15 protein-coding genes and 1 other RNA gene are annotated in these 14,849 nt (G+C 67.5%); 3 read left to right on the top strand and 13 right to left on the bottom strand.

From position 1 onward, the window contains the following. Window positions 1-287: 287 nt before the first annotated feature. The 10 genes from ACCQ10_RS03080 to mdcA all read right to left on the bottom strand — a co-directional run bounded on the left by ACCQ10_RS03080 (window position 288) and on the right by mdcA (window position 9,134). Complete coding sequence (locus tag ACCQ10_RS03080; RefSeq protein ID WP_372362178.1) at window positions 288-1,007, bottom strand: GntR family transcriptional regulator; 720 nt, start codon at window positions 1,005-1,007, stop codon at window positions 288-290. Between the two features lie 79 nt (window positions 1,008-1,086). Beyond that, window positions 1,087-2,442: an SLC13 family permease gene (locus ACCQ10_RS03075; protein WP_047693332.1), complete on the bottom strand. Its 1,356-nt coding sequence runs from the start codon at window positions 2,440-2,442 to the stop codon at window positions 1,087-1,089. 87 nt (window positions 2,443-2,529) lie between these two features. After that, window positions 2,530-3,450: a malonate decarboxylase subunit epsilon gene (mdcH, locus tag ACCQ10_RS03070; RefSeq protein ID WP_372362177.1), complete on the bottom strand. Its 921-nt coding sequence runs from the start codon at window positions 3,448-3,450 to the stop codon at window positions 2,530-2,532. Then, entirely contained in the window at window positions 3,447-3,632 is a 186-nt protein-coding gene (locus ACCQ10_RS03065; RefSeq protein WP_372362176.1) for a hypothetical protein, read from the bottom strand. Before ACCQ10_RS03065 ends, mdcH begins: the two co-directional genes overlap by 4 nt. Continuing rightward, window positions 3,629-4,540, bottom strand: coding sequence for a triphosphoribosyl-dephospho-CoA synthase MdcB (gene mdcB, locus ACCQ10_RS03060; RefSeq protein ID WP_372362175.1), 912 nt, complete (start codon window positions 4,538-4,540; stop codon window positions 3,629-3,631). Before mdcB ends, ACCQ10_RS03065 begins: the two co-directional genes overlap by 4 nt. Before the next feature lie 251 nt (window positions 4,541-4,791). Further along, window positions 4,792-5,433 (bottom strand): malonate decarboxylase holo-[acyl-carrier-protein] synthase, encoded by a 642-nt coding sequence (mdcG, locus tag ACCQ10_RS03055; protein WP_372362174.1) that lies wholly within the window; start codon window positions 5,431-5,433, stop codon window positions 4,792-4,794. A 2-nt stretch (window positions 5,434-5,435) separates the two neighbouring features. Beyond that, window positions 5,436-6,140: a biotin-independent malonate decarboxylase subunit gamma gene (mdcE, locus tag ACCQ10_RS03050; RefSeq protein ID WP_372362173.1), complete on the bottom strand. Its 705-nt coding sequence runs from the start codon at window positions 6,138-6,140 to the stop codon at window positions 5,436-5,438. After that, window positions 6,131-7,036, bottom strand: coding sequence for a biotin-independent malonate decarboxylase subunit beta (locus ACCQ10_RS03045; RefSeq protein WP_372363038.1), 906 nt, complete (start codon window positions 7,034-7,036; stop codon window positions 6,131-6,133). Before ACCQ10_RS03045 ends, mdcE begins: the two co-directional genes overlap by 10 nt. Window positions 7,037-7,160: 124 nt before the next feature. After that, window positions 7,161-7,478 carry a malonate decarboxylase acyl carrier protein gene (gene mdcC / locus ACCQ10_RS03040; protein WP_372362172.1) on the bottom strand — a complete coding sequence of 106 codons (318 nt, stop codon included), beginning with the start codon at window positions 7,476-7,478 and terminating at the stop codon, window positions 7,161-7,163. A gap of 9 nt (window positions 7,479-7,487) precedes the next feature. Continuing rightward, a complete protein-coding gene (gene mdcA / locus ACCQ10_RS03035) occupies window positions 7,488-9,134 on the bottom strand; it encodes a malonate decarboxylase subunit alpha (RefSeq protein ID WP_372362171.1) in 1,647 nt (548 codons plus the stop codon). 192 nt (window positions 9,135-9,326) lie between these two features. Between mdcA and ACCQ10_RS03030 the strand changes: the two genes are divergently transcribed. Then, window positions 9,327-9,869 carry a PadR family transcriptional regulator gene (locus ACCQ10_RS03030; RefSeq protein WP_372363037.1) on the top strand — a complete coding sequence of 181 codons (543 nt, stop codon included), beginning with the start codon at window positions 9,327-9,329 and terminating at the stop codon, window positions 9,867-9,869. A 495-nt stretch (window positions 9,870-10,364) separates the two neighbouring features. Further along, window positions 10,365-11,153: a siderophore-interacting protein gene (locus ACCQ10_RS03025; RefSeq protein WP_372362170.1), complete on the top strand. Its 789-nt coding sequence runs from the start codon at window positions 10,365-10,367 to the stop codon at window positions 11,151-11,153. A gap of 813 nt (window positions 11,154-11,966) precedes the next feature. On the opposite strand, the gene ACCQ10_RS03020 is transcribed toward ACCQ10_RS03025, so the two are convergent. The 3 genes from ACCQ10_RS03020 to ACCQ10_RS03010 all read right to left on the bottom strand — a co-directional run bounded on the left by ACCQ10_RS03020 (window position 11,967) and on the right by ACCQ10_RS03010 (window position 13,761). Beyond that, window positions 11,967-12,042, bottom strand: a non-coding RNA gene (locus tag ACCQ10_RS03020) — sX9 sRNA. A 61-nt stretch (window positions 12,043-12,103) separates the two neighbouring features. Continuing rightward, window positions 12,104-12,835, bottom strand: coding sequence for a YceI family protein (locus ACCQ10_RS03015; protein ID WP_081422286.1), 732 nt, complete (start codon window positions 12,833-12,835; stop codon window positions 12,104-12,106). A 335-nt stretch (window positions 12,836-13,170) separates the two neighbouring features. Further along, the gene (locus tag ACCQ10_RS03010; RefSeq protein ID WP_039405157.1) at window positions 13,171-13,761 is read right to left on the bottom strand and encodes a malonic semialdehyde reductase; all 591 of its coding nucleotides are present in this window, start codon (window positions 13,759-13,761) and stop codon (window positions 13,171-13,173) included. Window positions 13,762-13,893: 132 nt separating this feature from the next. Between ACCQ10_RS03010 and ACCQ10_RS03005 the strand changes: the two genes are divergently transcribed. Continuing rightward, window positions 13,894-14,841, top strand: a complete 948-nt coding sequence (locus tag ACCQ10_RS03005) for a mitochondrial fission ELM1 family protein (protein ID WP_372362169.1) — start codon at window positions 13,894-13,896, stop codon at window positions 14,839-14,841. Window positions 14,842-14,849: the final 8 nt, after the last annotated feature.

Genomic DNA, 14,849 nt, shown 5'->3' with positions numbered 1-14,849 from the left:
CCCTTCGGGCACCTTCTCCCACAGGTGGGAGAAGGACGTGGCGACAGCTGCTGGGGCTGGACGTGCCAGCGGTGTGGTGTGTCGGGCAGCGGTCTAGCCGTTCCGTCTTTCGCCGCAAGCATCCGGTTGGTCGCTCGCCAAGCGAACGCCCGTTTCGACATCACGTCCGCGCGCATGGCTTCCTTGCGCGTGCCTTGCATGGTCGTGGTGCTCTCGATCAGCTACGCGGGCACCCAGCTGCCGCACGTGATACCGGGCGCAGCACGCCGCCCCGTTCAAGCAGACGACTACACCCCGCCCGAGCGCGGCAACGGCGCCGGTACATTCAGCACTCCGCCGGCCGCCACATAGGCTGCCAGCGCCTGACCCTGGCTCAGCAGATGCCCGTGCATGGTGCGCTCCGCACCTTCCGCATCGCCGCGGCGTACGCAGTCCATCAGTTCGCGATGTTCCGCCAGCGATTGCGCCATGCGCCCGGGGGTCAGCAATTGCCGCCCGCGGTGCATCTTCAAGATGCGGTGCAGGTCGTGGGTGACCCGGATCAACCACGGATTGCCGGCGTACTGCTGCACGGTTTCGTGGATCAGATAATTGTTGCGGTAGTACTCGGCCAGGTCGCCGGCCGCCGATGCGGCTTCCATCGCCGCATGCAGGTCTTCCAGCCGTTGCACACCAGCCGTATCCAGGCGCTTGACCGCGTCGTGCGCGCAGCGGCCTTCCAGCATCGCCATCACCGGAAACAGCTGGTTGAGGTCTTCCAGCGTCAGCCGCGTGACCCGGCTGCCGCGGCCGGCATCCAGCTGCACCAGGCCTTCGGCCGCGAGCAACTTCAGGCTCTCGCGCAGCGGGGTGCGGCTGATGCCCAGTTCCTCGGCCAGGGCCGGTTCGTCGATCCATTCGCCCGGCGGCAGCGCGTAGTCGTAGATCTTCTGGCGCAGGCGCTCGGCCACTTCCTCGTACAGCGGTACGCGCTTCTTGGACACGCGCGAATCAGGGGCGAGGGTCATGGCAGGCAGGTCGTCGGCATCGGGGCTAGGGCGCCCATTCTAGCGGGGCGCCCCTTGCACCTGCCCGACGCTGCCACCCTCACAGCCAGCCCGGCACCACGAACAGCAGCCACGCCGCCAGCGGCCCTAGCAACACCACCAGCCCGCTGTAGACCAGGAAGCGGCGGAACAGGCCGTCGCGCTCTTCCTTGGCGGCCGAGGCCACCACCAGCGCGCCATTGGTGGAAAACGGGCTGACATCGACGATGGTGGACGACACGGCAAGCGCGCAGATCACCCCGGCGGCGCCCAACTGGCCCTGCATCAGGAACGGCACCGCCAGCGGGATGGTGGCGCCCAGTACCGCCGCCGACGACGCGAACGCAGACACGATGCCGCCCACATAGCAGACCAGCAAGGCGCCCAGCAGCGGCATGCCGATGTGCGAGACGCCGGTGCCGATGTAGTCCACCGCACCGGCCTTTTCCAGCACGGCGACATAGGTGACCACGCCGCTGATCAATAGCACCGTGGACCAGCTGATGCCGTCTACCGCACCCTTCTGCGCGTTGGGCGAGATCAGCGCCAGTGCCACCGCCACGGTGATCGACACCAGCCCGACATTGAGGTTGTACACCAGCGCCGCAACGCCCAGACCCAGCAGGCCGACCAGGGTAATCACACGGTCGCGGGTGATGGAGACCGCTTCCAGTGCCAGCGGGTCGGTGGACAAGGTGCCGCCGCCCGGTGCCACCAGTGCGCCATGCCCTTCGATGGCGAAGCGCCGTTGCGAGGCCTGATCGCCGCTGACCGGCACGTACTGCGCATCGGCCAGCGAAACCTCTTGCCGGCGCATCAGCTTGAGCCCGCCGAAGGCGCAGAAGCAGATGATGGCCATCATCAGGTTGAAGCCCAGGCTGGTGAGGAACACCGCCATCTCGGTGACATCCAGCCCGGCCTTTTCCACCACCTTGTTGGTGATGCCGCCATACACGCTGATCGGCGAGAAGCCGCCGCCCTGCGCACCATGGATCACCAGCAGGCCCATCATCAACGGATTGATGCGGTACTGCTTGGCAAAGCGCAACGCCACCGGGCCGATGATGGCCACCGCGGCCGGCCCCAGCGCACCGAAGGCAGTGAGCAGGCCGGTGATCACGAACATCACCCACGGGATGGCGACGATGCGCCCGCGTACCGCGCGCACCGCCCAGTGCACCAGCAGATCGATGGTGCCGTTCTTCTGCGCGATGGCGAACAGATAGGTGATGCCGACCAGGGTGAGGAACAGGTCGCCCGGAAAGCCGGCCAGCACCTCCTTGCCATCCAGCCCCACCCACACGCCGCCAACGATGAACGCCAGCGCGAAGGCCACCGCACCCATGTTGATGGGCAATGCGGTGGCGACGATGAACATGATCACCAAGCCAAGAATCGTTGCAATTTGCGGGGTCATGCGCCCTCCCAGACACCTGATACGCGTACAGCACGGATGGCCACCCGCCACCCCAGGGTCACACCGTGTGCAGCACCTGCCTGATCGTCATGCCGCACGCTCGCACGCGGCGTTGACCCACTCCACAACACCCTCGGTGCTGTGGAAGTCGTCTACCGAACGCGCCTCGCACGCCGGCAAGACCTCACGCGCCATGCGCGCCAAGGCGCTGCCGGGCCCGAGTTCGAGAAAGACGCGCGCGCCGCGTTCGGCGGCCTGCACCAGTACGTCGTACCAACGCACGGTCTGCGCGATCTGCGCGGCCAGGCTGTCGGCAACCTGCGCCTTGGTGCCGACCGCACGTGCATCGATGCCGGCGAGCACGCGCACCTTCGGAGCACCGATGCGGGCGGTGTTCAATTCGATGGCGAATGCAGCGGCGGCGCTGCGCAGCCACGGGGTGTGCGCCGGCACGCTCACCGGCAGCAGCGTGACGCGTGCGCCACGCGCCTGCGCTGCGTCGCCCAGCGCCTGCAGTGCAGGACGTGGACCGCCAAGCACCGCATGGTCATCGCCATTGACGATGGCCAGCGCTGCGCCGTGCGCGGTGCACAGCGCAGCGAGCGTGGGCAGTGGCAGGCCGATGACGGCCATCAGCCCGGCGTTGTCGGGGCTGGCGGCATCCATCAGGCGGGCGCGGGTGGCTGCAAGCTGCAGGCAGGTTTCGATGTCGACGCTGCCGGCCACTGCATGCGCCGCCAGCTCGCCCACGCTGTAGCCGAGCACCAGCAACGGCACGGGGAGCTGCTGGCGCAACACCTGCCACTGCGCCAGGGTGCCCGCGCACACCAGTGGCTGCGCGATGGCGTTGGCATAGCGGCCCGGGTCTGCGGCAAGGATGTGCGGCGCGGCGCCAAGCACCTGACTCGCTGCAGCAAGTACGCCGGCCGCGGCAGGCGCATCGGCAACACGCGCAAACATCGCGGCGTGCTGACCGCCCTGGCCGGGACAGAGCACGGCCAGGCTCATGGGATGACCTGCGTGCAGGTCACGCCGTGCGCCATGCGCGCATGGCCCGCATCCGCGCTTCGGGCCTGTTCTTCCGCGCGCCAGCGCAGGACGCCGTTTCCTGGGGCAGTGGGTTGGGCGCCATTGCCGCTCGTGTGCACGTACAGCGTCTTCGCCGCTGCCGGTGGCTGCTGCGTGCTCATATGGTCTCCTGACAGTGCAGGAACCAGGCGCAGGCCAGCAGATCGGCGCTGCCACCCGGGCTCAGACGACGCGCGACGAACTGTCTGCCAATGGCGCTCAAGCGAGCGCGCCACTGCGCTTGTGCGACACCACCCGCGGCGAGAAATGCACGTGCTTGCGTCCTTGCGTAGGCCAGCCCTGCCTGCCCGCCGCGATGCAACAGGTTGAGATCGTCGACCTCGGCAATCAAGTGCATCAAGGTCTGCGCCAGTGCAGCCTGGCGCGTGGCGCCGCTGTGCAGTGCGCCGCGCAGCGACGGCAATGCGATTTCGCGCAGCAATGGATAACCGGCTGCGGCCTGCTCGCGCACGCCACCGATCTGCAACGCTGCACGCACGCGCTGGCCGTTGCTGTGGGGATCCAGCGGCGCGGTGCGCAAGGGGTCGCGCCAGACCTGCACTGCGGTGCAGACGGCTTCGCCGCGGGGGCGGCTCCCGTGCGCGACACGCAGGCGCGCGGCCTGCGCGGTGAGCAGGCCCAGGCTGAAGATCGCGCCGCGATGGGTGTTGATACCGCCGGTGGCACGCAGCATCGCCGCTTCGGCCGCGATGCCGAGCTGGCGCAATTGCTCGAACGGCGCGTTGTCGATACCGGCCTGCGCAATCGCAACGAAGTAGCCGCGTAGGGCGAACAGGCTGCGCAGAAACGTCGACGCGTCCATATCGGTGTGGCTGCCGCGGTCGAACGGCGTGACCAGGCCGGGCTTGGGTGCGCAGCTCAGTTCTGCATGCAAGGCGGCGACCGCGAGCCGGCCCAGCCGACGCGCCAGCGCGCTGGCGGTGCCGGCAGCCGCATGCGATGTGCCTTGCAGCACTGCATTGTGTTGCAGATCGCCGCGTGCGGCCGCAGTACGCGATGGCGCATGCATGAGGCTGCTGCCGCCGTCCACGGGAGCGTGGCCAGGCCCTGGTTGCGACGGCGAGTCCTGCGGTGCTGCAGGTGCCGGTACCGGTGCCGACAGGCGCCCCGCACGTGCCAGGCCTGTCGGAGGGCGAGCCGCACAAGCCAGGTGTGGTGCAACACGACTGTCTGTTGACGGTGGTGTGGGTGGCTGCCGCCCGGCCGCAATGCACTGCGTCCCCGAGGGCCTTGCATCGGCGGTGCGTTCGACCAGCGTCCTCATGCCGCATACCCCACCGGAAACAGCGCGCTGCGCGGCAGCAAGCGGCAGCCGTCGCTGGATTTCACCAAGACCTGCGGTGCGCTGCCGGCGTATTCGCGCCAGTTCACCGCGGTGTCGTCGGGCAGCAGCAGCTCGCCGTCTGCGCGCAGCCCGTGGTCCCGTTCCCAGCGCTGCAGCAACGTCACCACCCTGTGCGCCTGTTCGGGTGTGGCGACGGACCACAGCAGATCCAGATCCGATTGCGCATGCACATACGCGAGCCCGGTGAGGGCCTGCCAGGCAACGCTGCCGAACACGCGCGGCTGCAGGCCGCTGGCATTGGCCTGCGTCAGCAGGGCCCGCAGTGCAGGCTGCACCACAATGGGAGCGGTAGCGATCACGGCATCCAGCGCCATCGGGGCGGTGCTGCGTGCGATGTCGTCCAGCCCGGCGCTCAAGGCCAGGCGCTGTTTACCTTCGTCCGGCGGCAACGGCACGCCGAGCCGCACGCGGCCGGGTGCCTGGCTGCCATCCCCACGCGCCACCACTGCCGGCAGGCCCGCAGCAAACCACTGCTGCAGCCGTGGCTGCGCACCCGGCGTCAGCGCTTGCCAGCGCGCGCCGGGACGCAACCACACCAGTGCGTGGCGGCCGGGCATGCTCACACCTCGCCTGCGGCCACGGCAGCGGCGACATCGCGCGCCAGGGTGCGCCCGCCGCGCTGCGCGCCGAGTACGCGGCGCTGGTCGCCATCGTTGGGCGCGGCCAATGCGTCGAGTAGTGCTTTCGCCAGATCGCCATCCCACAGCGATTCCACCGCACCCATGCGCACGTAGTTTTCAACGCCCGGCGCGAACACCGGCGAGCTCTTGCTCAGCGCCTGCAAGGTGTCCACCGATTGCTTGGTCACACGCGCCATCGCACGTAGATCCATCACCCGCACCTGCGCGTCCGGCAGCGCGTGGATGTGGTCGGCCATCAGCCCGAACGACAGAAACCCGCCGCTGACCGCTTCGCCATAGACCAGGGTCAGCAGCCGCGCGCCGCGCCTGCGCGCGAGATCCAGCGCGCGTGCAAGATGCGCAAAATAGCCATTGATGCCGAGCAGTTCGTCGCGGCGTGCGAGCCGTTGCCCGGCCGTGTCGGCCAGCATCACGATGGGGCGCTGCGGATGCGCGCGCGTGCTGGCAAGTACGCTGGCCGCCAATGCCAGCGCATGGTCCACGCCGACTTCCAGCGTGTTGGCGGTGCCGATCACGGTGACCTCGCCGTTTGCGGTGGTCGCGCTACCGGTAAGCACATCGGCGTTGCGGGCGATGGCGTGGCCGAGCGGGAACAGCTGGTCCAGCAGTTGGCTCAGTTCCATGGCGTGCTCCGGTCGGCGGTGGCGGCGAGGAAGGCGTCGGTGTCCAGCAACGGCAGGCGCTGCGCGTCGACGATGCCCTGGCGTTGCCAGATCTCCAGGCCATCGCGGCAGTCGCCATAGCTATCGATGCGCACGGCCAGCTGGTGATGCGCGTGCTCCAGGGCCTGCAAGGCGGCATCGCCGCCGTCGGGTTCTGCGAGTGTGTCGAGCGTGGTGAGCGCCGCATCGGCAAACGCCGCGATGCGGTCGGCCACCAGGGTCTGCGCGTCGCCCAGCAGGTAGCGGTGCTTGCCACCGGTCACGCGCCACACCAGGGCACGGTCGCGCGCGTCGAACTCTTCCACCCCGCGCACGGTTTCGATCACATCCGGGCCGGACAACGACAGCCGGCCCTCTTCGGACATGATCACCGCGCTGCAGCAGCGCGCCACGATGCCCATGCCGCCGAAGGCGCCGTTGCCGCTGCCGATCAAGGCCAGCACCGGCACGCCGGCAGCGCGCGCGTTCAGGGTGGCGCGCATGATTTCGGAAATGGCGATCAGGCCGGCGTTGGCTTCATGCAAGCGCACGCCGCCGGTGTCGAGCAGCAACAGCACCCCAGCCGGTTGCGTGGCTGCGGCGCGTTCGAGCAGGCCGGTGAGCTTGGCACCGTGCACCTCGCCGACGCCGCCGCCCATGAAAGCGCCTTGCTGTGCGGCGATCAACGCGCTGCGGCCGTGCAATGTGCCCTCGCCGACGACGATGCCGTCATCGAAGGCGCCGGGTGTCTCAAGTTGTGCCAGGTGCGGGCTGATGAGACGGCGACGCGGGCCGACGAATTCGCGAAAGCTGCCAGCATCCAGCAACCCATCGATGCGTTCGCGGGCATCGGCTTCGTAGTAGCTGCGCTCGGCCATGGGAATGGTGGTGCTCATCCCTGTCTCCAGACGGCATGCGTAGGAGCGCACCTGGGCGCGACCTGGGTATTACCGGCAATGCCCGTCGCGCCCAGGTGCGCTCCTACGGGGTAAATGGGGCGGCTCATGCATCGGCTCCTTGCAGCACATCCAGCGCTTGTTCCAGGCGCAAGCTCACCACCGCCGGCGTGGCGCCGACATCGTTGATGCTGATGCGCACATCCCGCAGTGGGTGACGCGCGGCGAAGTCGTCCAGCACCGCCTGCCAGATCGCGCCGAAGCCGCGTGCGGCGGTGAGGATCTCGATCTCCATCGCGCCGTCGAGCGGCACGCGCTCGACCAGCACTTCCAGGTTGCCGGAGGCGACCACGCCGACCAGTGCGTGATCCACGCCAACACGTGCACCGTGCTGGCCGTCAAAGCGATATCGCAGGGTTTCCATGCTGAGCCCTTACCAATTGCGAAAACGTTTCGGCGGGTCGTACAACCCACCGGACCAGCGCACCAGATCCTTGACCGTGCGCGCAGCGAGCAGGTCGCGCGTGGCATCGCGCGGACGAATGCCCAGATCTTCCGGCCGCCTGATGACGCCACGATCGCGCAGGTTTTCCACCACGCGCTTGTCGCGTCCCAGGCCCACGGCGGTGTAGCCGGACACGCCACGGATCGCCTGCTCGCGTTCTTCCGGCGTGCGGCATAACAACAGGTTGGCGATGCCTTCTTCGGTCAACACATGGCTGACGTCATCGCCATAGATCATCACCGGCGGCAGCGGCATGTTGGCGCGCTCGGCCAGTTCCCAGGCATCGAGCCTGTCGACGAAGGCTGGCGCCATGTGCTCGCGGAAGGTTTCCACCATCTGCACCACCAGCTTGCGTCCGCGCGGCATCTCACCCGGTTTTGCCGCTTCGCGCCCGGCCTTGAGCCAGGCGGCGCTGGCATGCCGGCGGCCGCGTGCATCCGAGCCCATGTTGGGCGCACCGCCGAAGCCGGCGATGCGGTCGCGCGTGGCGGTGGAGCTGTTGCCCTGCAGATCGATCTGCAGGGTGGAGCCGATGAACATGTCGCAGGCGTACATGCCTGCGGTCTGCGACAACGCGCGGTTGGAGCGCATGCTGCCGTCGGCGCCGGTAAAGAACACATCCGGGCGTGCGGCGATGTAGTTTTCCATGCCCAGTTCGGAACCGAACGAATGCACCGAGTGCACGAAGCCCGATTCAATCGCCGGGATCAACGCCGGGTGCGGATTGAGCGCCCAATGCCGGCAGATCTTGCCCTTCAGCCCCAGCGATTCGGCGTAGGTGGGCAGCAGCAACTCGATGGCGGCAGTATCGAAACCGATGCCGTGATTGAGCCGGTCCACGCCGTATTCGGCGTAGATGCCCTTGATGGCCATCATCGCCATCAACACCTGGATCTCGGAGATCTGCGCCGGGTCGCGGGTGAACAGCGGCTCGATGTAATTGGGCTTGGGCGCCTGGGTGACGAAGTCCACCCAATCGGCCGGGATGTCCACGCGCGGCAAGGTGTCGAGAATCTCGTTGACCTGCGCAATGACGATGCCGCCCTTGAACGCAGTGGCTTCCACAATCACCGGCGTGTCTTCGGTATTGGGCCCGGTGTAGAGATTGCCGTGGCGGTCGGCCGCCTGCGCGGTGACCAGCGCGATACGCGGGGTCAGGTCGATGAAGTAGCGGCCGAACAATTCCAGATAGGTGTGGATGGCGCCGATCTCGATGCGGCCTTCGCTGACCAGCCCGGCCAGGCGCGCGGCCTGCGGGCCGGAAAACGAAAAATCCAGGCGCTTGGCGATGCCACGCTCGAAGACATCCAGGTGTGCCGCCAGCGAGAGCACCGACTGCACCATGTGCAGGTCGTGCACGCGCGCAGGGTCTACCTCGGTCAGGCAGCGCGCCAGGAAATCGGCCTGCTTCTGGTTGTTGCCTTCCAGGCACACGCGGTCGCCGGGCTCGATGACCGCCTCCAGCAGCGCCACCACATCGTCGGCGGCCACCACGCGCCCCTGTGGCGCCAGTGCAGCGGCGCGCTGCAGGCGCTGACGCCGGCTCTCGGCTTGGGTGTCCCACTGTCGACTCATGCGTCTGCCTCACCGGGCCAGGCCCGTAATGTCGAAGTAATTACATCGTAATTATGGAGGCCAGTTGTGTCTAGCCGCGTTGCAGCATGAGCCGCGGGGATAGCCATGTTGGTCAGCCGGGCGACAGGCCGTGCTTGCAGGCCGCCATACTTCGATATATCTTTTCAGCATGCTTCGATATATCGAATGACAATGCACTCCCACCGCGACGACCTGCCGAGCGAGCTCGATCCATCCGTGGCGCCCAGTGCCACGCGCCGTGGTGGCGCCGGGCGCGCGCGGCCGCTGGAACATGGCGACCTGCGCCTGCTGCTGCTGGCGCTGATCGAGCAACAGCCACGCCATGGCTACGAGTTGATGCGGCAGATCACCGCACTGTTCAAAGGCCTCTACACGCCCAGCGCAGGCGCCATCTATCCGGCACTGGCGCAGCTCGAAGCCGATGGCTGGGTGCAGACCGCGCTGGACGAGGGCCGCAAGCGCTACCAGGTCACCGCCTCCGGCCGTACGCATGCGGCGCAGCACCGCGACGCACTGGATGCGGCGCTGGCCCGCACCCACCGCCGCGCGCGCGAGCTGATCAAGGCACAGACCCCGGCGCCGATTCGCGAAGCCATTCACCGCATCAAGCACGGCCTGTTTGCGCGGCATGGGCAATGGACGGATGCAGAAACCACACGCATTGCCGCGCTACTCAACGCCGCCGCTGACGGCATGGAGCGCGATGACGGCTGAGCGGGTGTGCTTGGCGACTACAAATCTGTCATTGCGGCTGCGTCACTACGACAGGTTGCTTGCTGATGCGAGTGGCGTGCAGGAGTGGCGGTGGATGCGCCGTTTGCGAGTTTCATCACTCGGCAAATTGCCACGGCGATCGTGTCCCTTTGCAGTGGCTTGGTTGTCTGTCTTGAAAAACATTCAATTTCAGAATCAACACATCACTCAGGCGCCGCGCATCAAGCCCCTCTCCCTTCGGGAGAGGGGTTGGGGTGAGGGTACGGACGAAGCCACGCGTTATTGCAACTGCACGAGGCTTCGCTCGTACCCTCATCCGCCCCTCCGGGGCACCTTCTCCCCCATAAAGGAGGACAGTGTCCCGATGGGAGAAGGAATCGCCCACAGCCGCTGCCCATCACTGGTTACTTACTGCTCGTCACCTCGTCAGTTTTGCTCCTGACCTCCCACCTCCACCACCACGCAACTGCAACGTATCTCCAGGAACTGCACCCCATGGCACTGCATACCAGCACCCAAATCCGTCGCGACCCGCGCCTGCGCTCCGTACAGGTGGTGCGCTGCGAGTCGATCACGCCACAAATGCGCCGCATTGTCTTTGGTGGCAGCGAGCTTGCCGGCTTCCAGAGCGACGCACCGGACGATCACGTCAAACTGTTTTTCCCCAATGCCGACGGCGCGTTCGTACTGCCGACCATGACACCGGAAGGACCGCGTTACGCCGACGGCGCCCTGCCCTCGCCCGGCCGCGACTACACGCCGCGCCTGTTCGACCCGCAAACCGGCGAGCTCAGCATCGATTTTGTGTTGCACGGTGACGGGGTAGCCTCCGATTGGGCCGCCCAGGCGCAGCCAGGCGACGAACTGCGCATTGGCGGCCCACGCGGCTCGTTCCTGGTGGCCGATGACTTCGATCGTTATGTATTGATCGGCGATGAAACCGCATTGCCGGCAATCGGCCGCTGGCTGGAGGCGATGCCGGCCGACCTGCAGGCAGAGGTATTCATCGAAGTGGCCGATGCCGCCGAGCGGCAGGCGTTGCTGAGTGCGGCCGATGTCGATGTGTACTGGCTGGAGCGTAACGGCTTCGATGCAGCCAGCAGCACCTTGCTGGAAGATAGCCTGCGCGACTACGAGCCGCACGACGGCGACACGTTCTACTGGATCGGCACCGAGTCCATGCGCGCCCGTGCAATGCGCAAGTTCATAGAAGAACACCTGGGCGTGGACAAGGAATGGATCCGCGCGAAGGGCTACTGGAAGGCACATTCCGCAGAGGAATGATGCAACACGCACCTCTTGTTGGAACGCGCTGGCGCGCGAGGGAGTTTTATCGAGATCGCATGCCTTGTGGCGGGTTCATCGGTAACGCCGTCGCGGCCAGGTCCGCTCCTACATAGGGCTGGCGTGCTCGCTGCCACGGATGGGGTGCAGCATCCTCGCGTAGGAGCGCACCCGGGCGCGACGGGGCTTGCCCGAAATGGTCGCGCGTTGTCGCAGAGGGTGTCGGTAACGCACTCGCGGCCAGGTCCGCTCCTACGTAGGTTTGCGTGCTCGCTGTCGCGGATGGCGTGCAGCATCCTCGCGTAGGAGCGCACCTGGGCGCGACGGGGCTTGCCCGAAATGGTCGCGCGTTGTCGGAGAGGATGTCGGTAACGCGGTCGCGGCCAGGTCCGCTCCTACGTAGGCTGGCGTACTCGCTGCCACAGATGGGGTGCAGCATCCTCGCGTAGGAGCGCACCCGGGCGCGACGGGCTTGCCCGAAATGGTCGCGCGTTGTCGGAGAGGATGTCGGTAACGCGGTCGCGGCCAGGTCCGCTCCTACATAGGGCTGGCGTGCTCGCTGCCACGGATGGGGTGCAGCATCCTCGCGTAGGAGCGCACCCGGGCGCGACGGGGCTTGCCCGAGATGGCCGCGCGTTGTCGGAGAGGATGTCGGTAACGCGGTCGCGGCCAGGTCCGCTCCTACGCAAGCGCGCGCCCGGAGTGGCAACGCGTTTGCGCACACAAGCAAAAGCCCGCCGATTGGCGGGCTTTTGGGTTGCGGCATCGGGCGGCTGCGCGCATCGATACCGCGATCTGCGCGGGTCTTGGAGCGGCTAACGACACGTAGCGAGCGGTCGTCAGGTGGGGGCGGGCGGCGCGGAGGAACCGTAGTGTACGAGTGGTACATGAGGGTTCCGAGCACCGACCGCGCGCGCCTGGCGGCCGCGCAGCAGTTTTGCTAGCTGCTCTTACTTCGCGGCAGCGGCGTCGCCGGCCTTGGCCTGCAGCGCTTCGGTGGTGATGCGGATCTTTACTTCATCGCTGACGTTCGGGGCGTACTGGCCCACGCCGAAGTCGCTACGCTTGATGGTGGTGGTGGCATCGAAACCGGCTGCCGGCACCTTCTTCATCGGGTGCTCGCCGGCACCGTTGAGGGTGACGTCCAGCACGACCGGCTTGGTCTGGTCCTTGATGGTCAGATCGCCAGTAACGGTCAGCTTGTTGGTGCCGGCCGCTTCGACCTTGGTGCTCTTGAAGGTGGCGGTCGGGAACTTGGCCGCGTCGAAGAAGTCACCGCTCTTCAGGTGCTCGTCGAACTTGGCGGTGAAGCTGTTCAAGCCCGACAGCGGCAGGGTGACCTGCACGGTGGACTTGGTCACGTCGGCTGCGTCGTACACCAGGGTGCCGTCGACATTGCCGAAATGCGCGCTCGGGTTGGAGAAGCCGAAGTGGCTCCACTGCGCAATCACGTCGGTGTGGCTCGGGTCCAGGGTGTAGGTGCCGGAGGCAACCTGCACGGCCGGGGCGGTCGAAGCGGCCGCGTCGGCGGCCGGGGCCGGGGCAGCAGCGGCATCCGCCGGTGCAGTGGTCGCGGCCGGGGCGTCGGCCGCCGGTGCGGCGGTGTTGTCGGCCGGCTTGGAGCAGGCTGCGATGGCCACGGTGAGGGCGAGCGGCAGCAACAGCTTGTGGGTGATCTTCATTGGAACTCCATGTGATGAGAGACGCGTTGGATCAACGCGGATGGGGCGAAACGCAGACGGACGAGGACTGCAGGAAACTGGGCGACACACACTTCTTGCATGCGGTGATCAGCGCGGATGCGCGGCAGGCTCGGCAGGCTCGGTAGCGAGCTGACCGCCTGCGGGCACCGATTGCGCTCACGCGGACACGAGCGCACGTGCTGATCACAACATTCCACACGCAGGCAAAACAACGCAGCACTCACGCTTCAAAAGCACACACCCCGTGCGTGCGATCACCGGCAGCCCGCATGCAGCGCCGATGTTGCATCACAGGCCGCACTGCGCTGCCACGCTCACTCGAAGCGCGCGGCTTCGTCGAAGCTCAGACGCGGCGACCGCGGGAACAGCCCGGCCGGATCGCCGTAGCCGAGATTGACCAGGAAATTGGACTTGATCGGCGTGCCGGCAAAGAACGCCGCATCGACCTTGGCATTGTCGAAGCCGGACATCGGGCCGGCATCCAGCCCCAGCGCGCGCGCGGCCAGGATCAGATACGCACCCTGCAGCGAGCTGTTGCGGAATGCGGACTCGGCGCGGCCCTCACGCGGGCCGTCGAACCAGCTCTTGGCATCGGCATGCGGAAACAGGTACGGCAGCTTCTCGTGGAAATCCTCATCGTGCGCCACGATCACCGTCACCGGTGCGGCCAGGGTCTTGGCCGCGTTGCCCTCGGACAGGGCCGGCTTGAGCTTGGCCTTGCCTTCGGCGCTGGTCACGAACACGAACCGCGCCGGCGAGCTGTTGGCCGCAGTCGGGCCCCACTTCACCAGCTCATAGAGCTCGCGCAGCACGTCCTGGCTGACCGGCGTGTCGGCAAACGCGTTTTGCGTGCGGGCGGTACGGAACAGCTGGTCCAGTGCGGCGGCGTTGAGCGAGTCGGACATGAGCACTCCAGAAGAGGGGAAAGGCGCCAGGCCGGGCGGCATCGGCGTCAGTGTGAAGACCCGCAGTGTAGAGTGGTGCGATTGCCGTCACACGCGTTCAATCTGAAACAAATCTATGTCGGATCTGAAACGATGAGGCTGACCTGGGCGCTGAGCGACGGCCGCGCCGGCAACGCGCGCCAGGCCGAAGCGCTGGCGCGGGCACTGCAGCCTGGCGCCTTCCAGCCGATGCATCTGCACGCACAGGCGCCCTGGCGCTGGGCGGCGCCGCGCCGGTTACCCGGTGCAAGGGCCGCCTTCGGCGCTGCATTTGCGCAGCAGCTGCAGCACCCACCGGCCCTGGCGATCGGCTGCGGGCGCCAGGCCGCGCTGGCCACGCGGTTGCTGCGTGCACGCGGCAGCCGCAGCGTACAGATCCTGGACCCGCGCCTGGACCCGCGCCACTGGGACCTGCTGGTCGTGCCCGAGCACGATGGGTTGCGCGGCGCCAACGTGCTGACCCTGCTGGGCAGCCTGCACCCGGTGGACGATGCCTGGCTGGCCGCCGGGCGGGCCACCTTCCCGGAGCTGGGCGCCCTGCCCGGCCCGCGTCTGGCGCTGCTGATCGGCGGCCCGACCGCCCAGGTGCCCTGGACCGTGCAGGACCTGGCGGCGCTGTGCGCGGCGCTGCGCGACCAGCTGCATGCGGCCGGCGGCAGCCTGCTGGTCACCGTTTCCCGGCGCACCCCGCCCGCGGCCATCGCCCCGCTGCGTGCGGCCTGCGCCGGCCTGCCGCACCTGCTGTGGTGCGACATGCGCGACGGACCCAACCCGTATGCCGGCCTGCTGGGCTGGGCCGATGCGCTGATCGCCACTGCCGACTCGGTCAACCTGCTCTCCGAAGCCTGCGCCACACGCGTGCCGGTGGCGGCCGCGTTCGGCGAGCGCGCGAGCGGGCGCGTAGGCAGCTACCTGCAGACCTTGCGGCAACGCCAGCGCTTGCAGGCAGCCGATGAAGTGCTCGCGCCCGCTGTCGATATCACTCCAGTGCGCGAAACCGAGCGCATCGCCCTGCAGGTGCGCGCGCGCCTGTCGGTATGACCACGCGC

Origin of the sequence: Xanthomonas sp. NCPPB 1325 (assembly GCF_041477645.2) — a bacterium.
Lineage (GTDB): Bacteria > Pseudomonadota > Gammaproteobacteria > Xanthomonadales > Xanthomonadaceae > Xanthomonas > Xanthomonas cannabis.
This window is presented reverse-complemented; position numbering and strand designations above follow the sequence as displayed.

Excerpts from the sequence above, each read along its gene's own strand:
- ACCQ10_RS03005 (WP_372362169.1), top strand. The coding sequence starts at position 13,894 with ATGAGGCTGACCTGGGCGCTGAGCGACGGCCGCGCCGGCAACGCGCGC.
- mdcH (WP_372362177.1), bottom strand. The coding sequence starts at position 3,450 with ATGAGCCTGGCCGTGCTCTGTCCCGGCCAGGGCGGTCAGCACGCCGCG.
- ACCQ10_RS03030 (WP_372363037.1), top strand. The coding sequence starts at position 9,327 with ATGCACTCCCACCGCGACGACCTGCCGAGCGAGCTCGATCCATCCGTG.
- ACCQ10_RS03010 (WP_039405157.1), bottom strand. The coding sequence starts at position 13,761 with ATGTCCGACTCGCTCAACGCCGCCGCACTGGACCAGCTGTTCCGTACC.
- ACCQ10_RS03015 (WP_081422286.1), bottom strand. The coding sequence starts at position 12,835 with ATGAAGATCACCCACAAGCTGTTGCTGCCGCTCGCCCTCACCGTGGCC.
- mdcB (WP_372362175.1), bottom strand. The coding sequence starts at position 4,540 with ATGCATGCGCCATCGCGTACTGCGGCCGCACGCGGCGATCTGCAACAC.
- ACCQ10_RS03025 (WP_372362170.1), top strand. The coding sequence starts at position 10,365 with ATGGCACTGCATACCAGCACCCAAATCCGTCGCGACCCGCGCCTGCGC.
- ACCQ10_RS03045 (WP_372363038.1), bottom strand. The coding sequence starts at position 7,036 with ATGGCCGAGCGCAGCTACTACGAAGCCGATGCCCGCGAACGCATCGAT.
- ACCQ10_RS03075 (WP_047693332.1), bottom strand. The coding sequence starts at position 2,442 with ATGACCCCGCAAATTGCAACGATTCTTGGCTTGGTGATCATGTTCATC.
- mdcC (WP_372362172.1), bottom strand. The coding sequence starts at position 7,478 with ATGGAAACCCTGCGATATCGCTTTGACGGCCAGCACGGTGCACGTGTT.
- mdcA (WP_372362171.1), bottom strand. The coding sequence starts at position 9,134 with ATGAGTCGACAGTGGGACACCCAAGCCGAGAGCCGGCGTCAGCGCCTG.
- ACCQ10_RS03065 (WP_372362176.1), bottom strand. The coding sequence starts at position 3,632 with ATGAGCACGCAGCAGCCACCGGCAGCGGCGAAGACGCTGTACGTGCAC.
- mdcG (WP_372362174.1), bottom strand. The coding sequence starts at position 5,433 with ATGCCCGGCCGCCACGCACTGGTGTGGTTGCGTCCCGGCGCGCGCTGG.
- mdcE (WP_372362173.1), bottom strand. The coding sequence starts at position 6,140 with ATGGAACTGAGCCAACTGCTGGACCAGCTGTTCCCGCTCGGCCACGCC.
- ACCQ10_RS03080 (WP_372362178.1), bottom strand. The coding sequence starts at position 1,007 with ATGACCCTCGCCCCTGATTCGCGCGTGTCCAAGAAGCGCGTACCGCTG.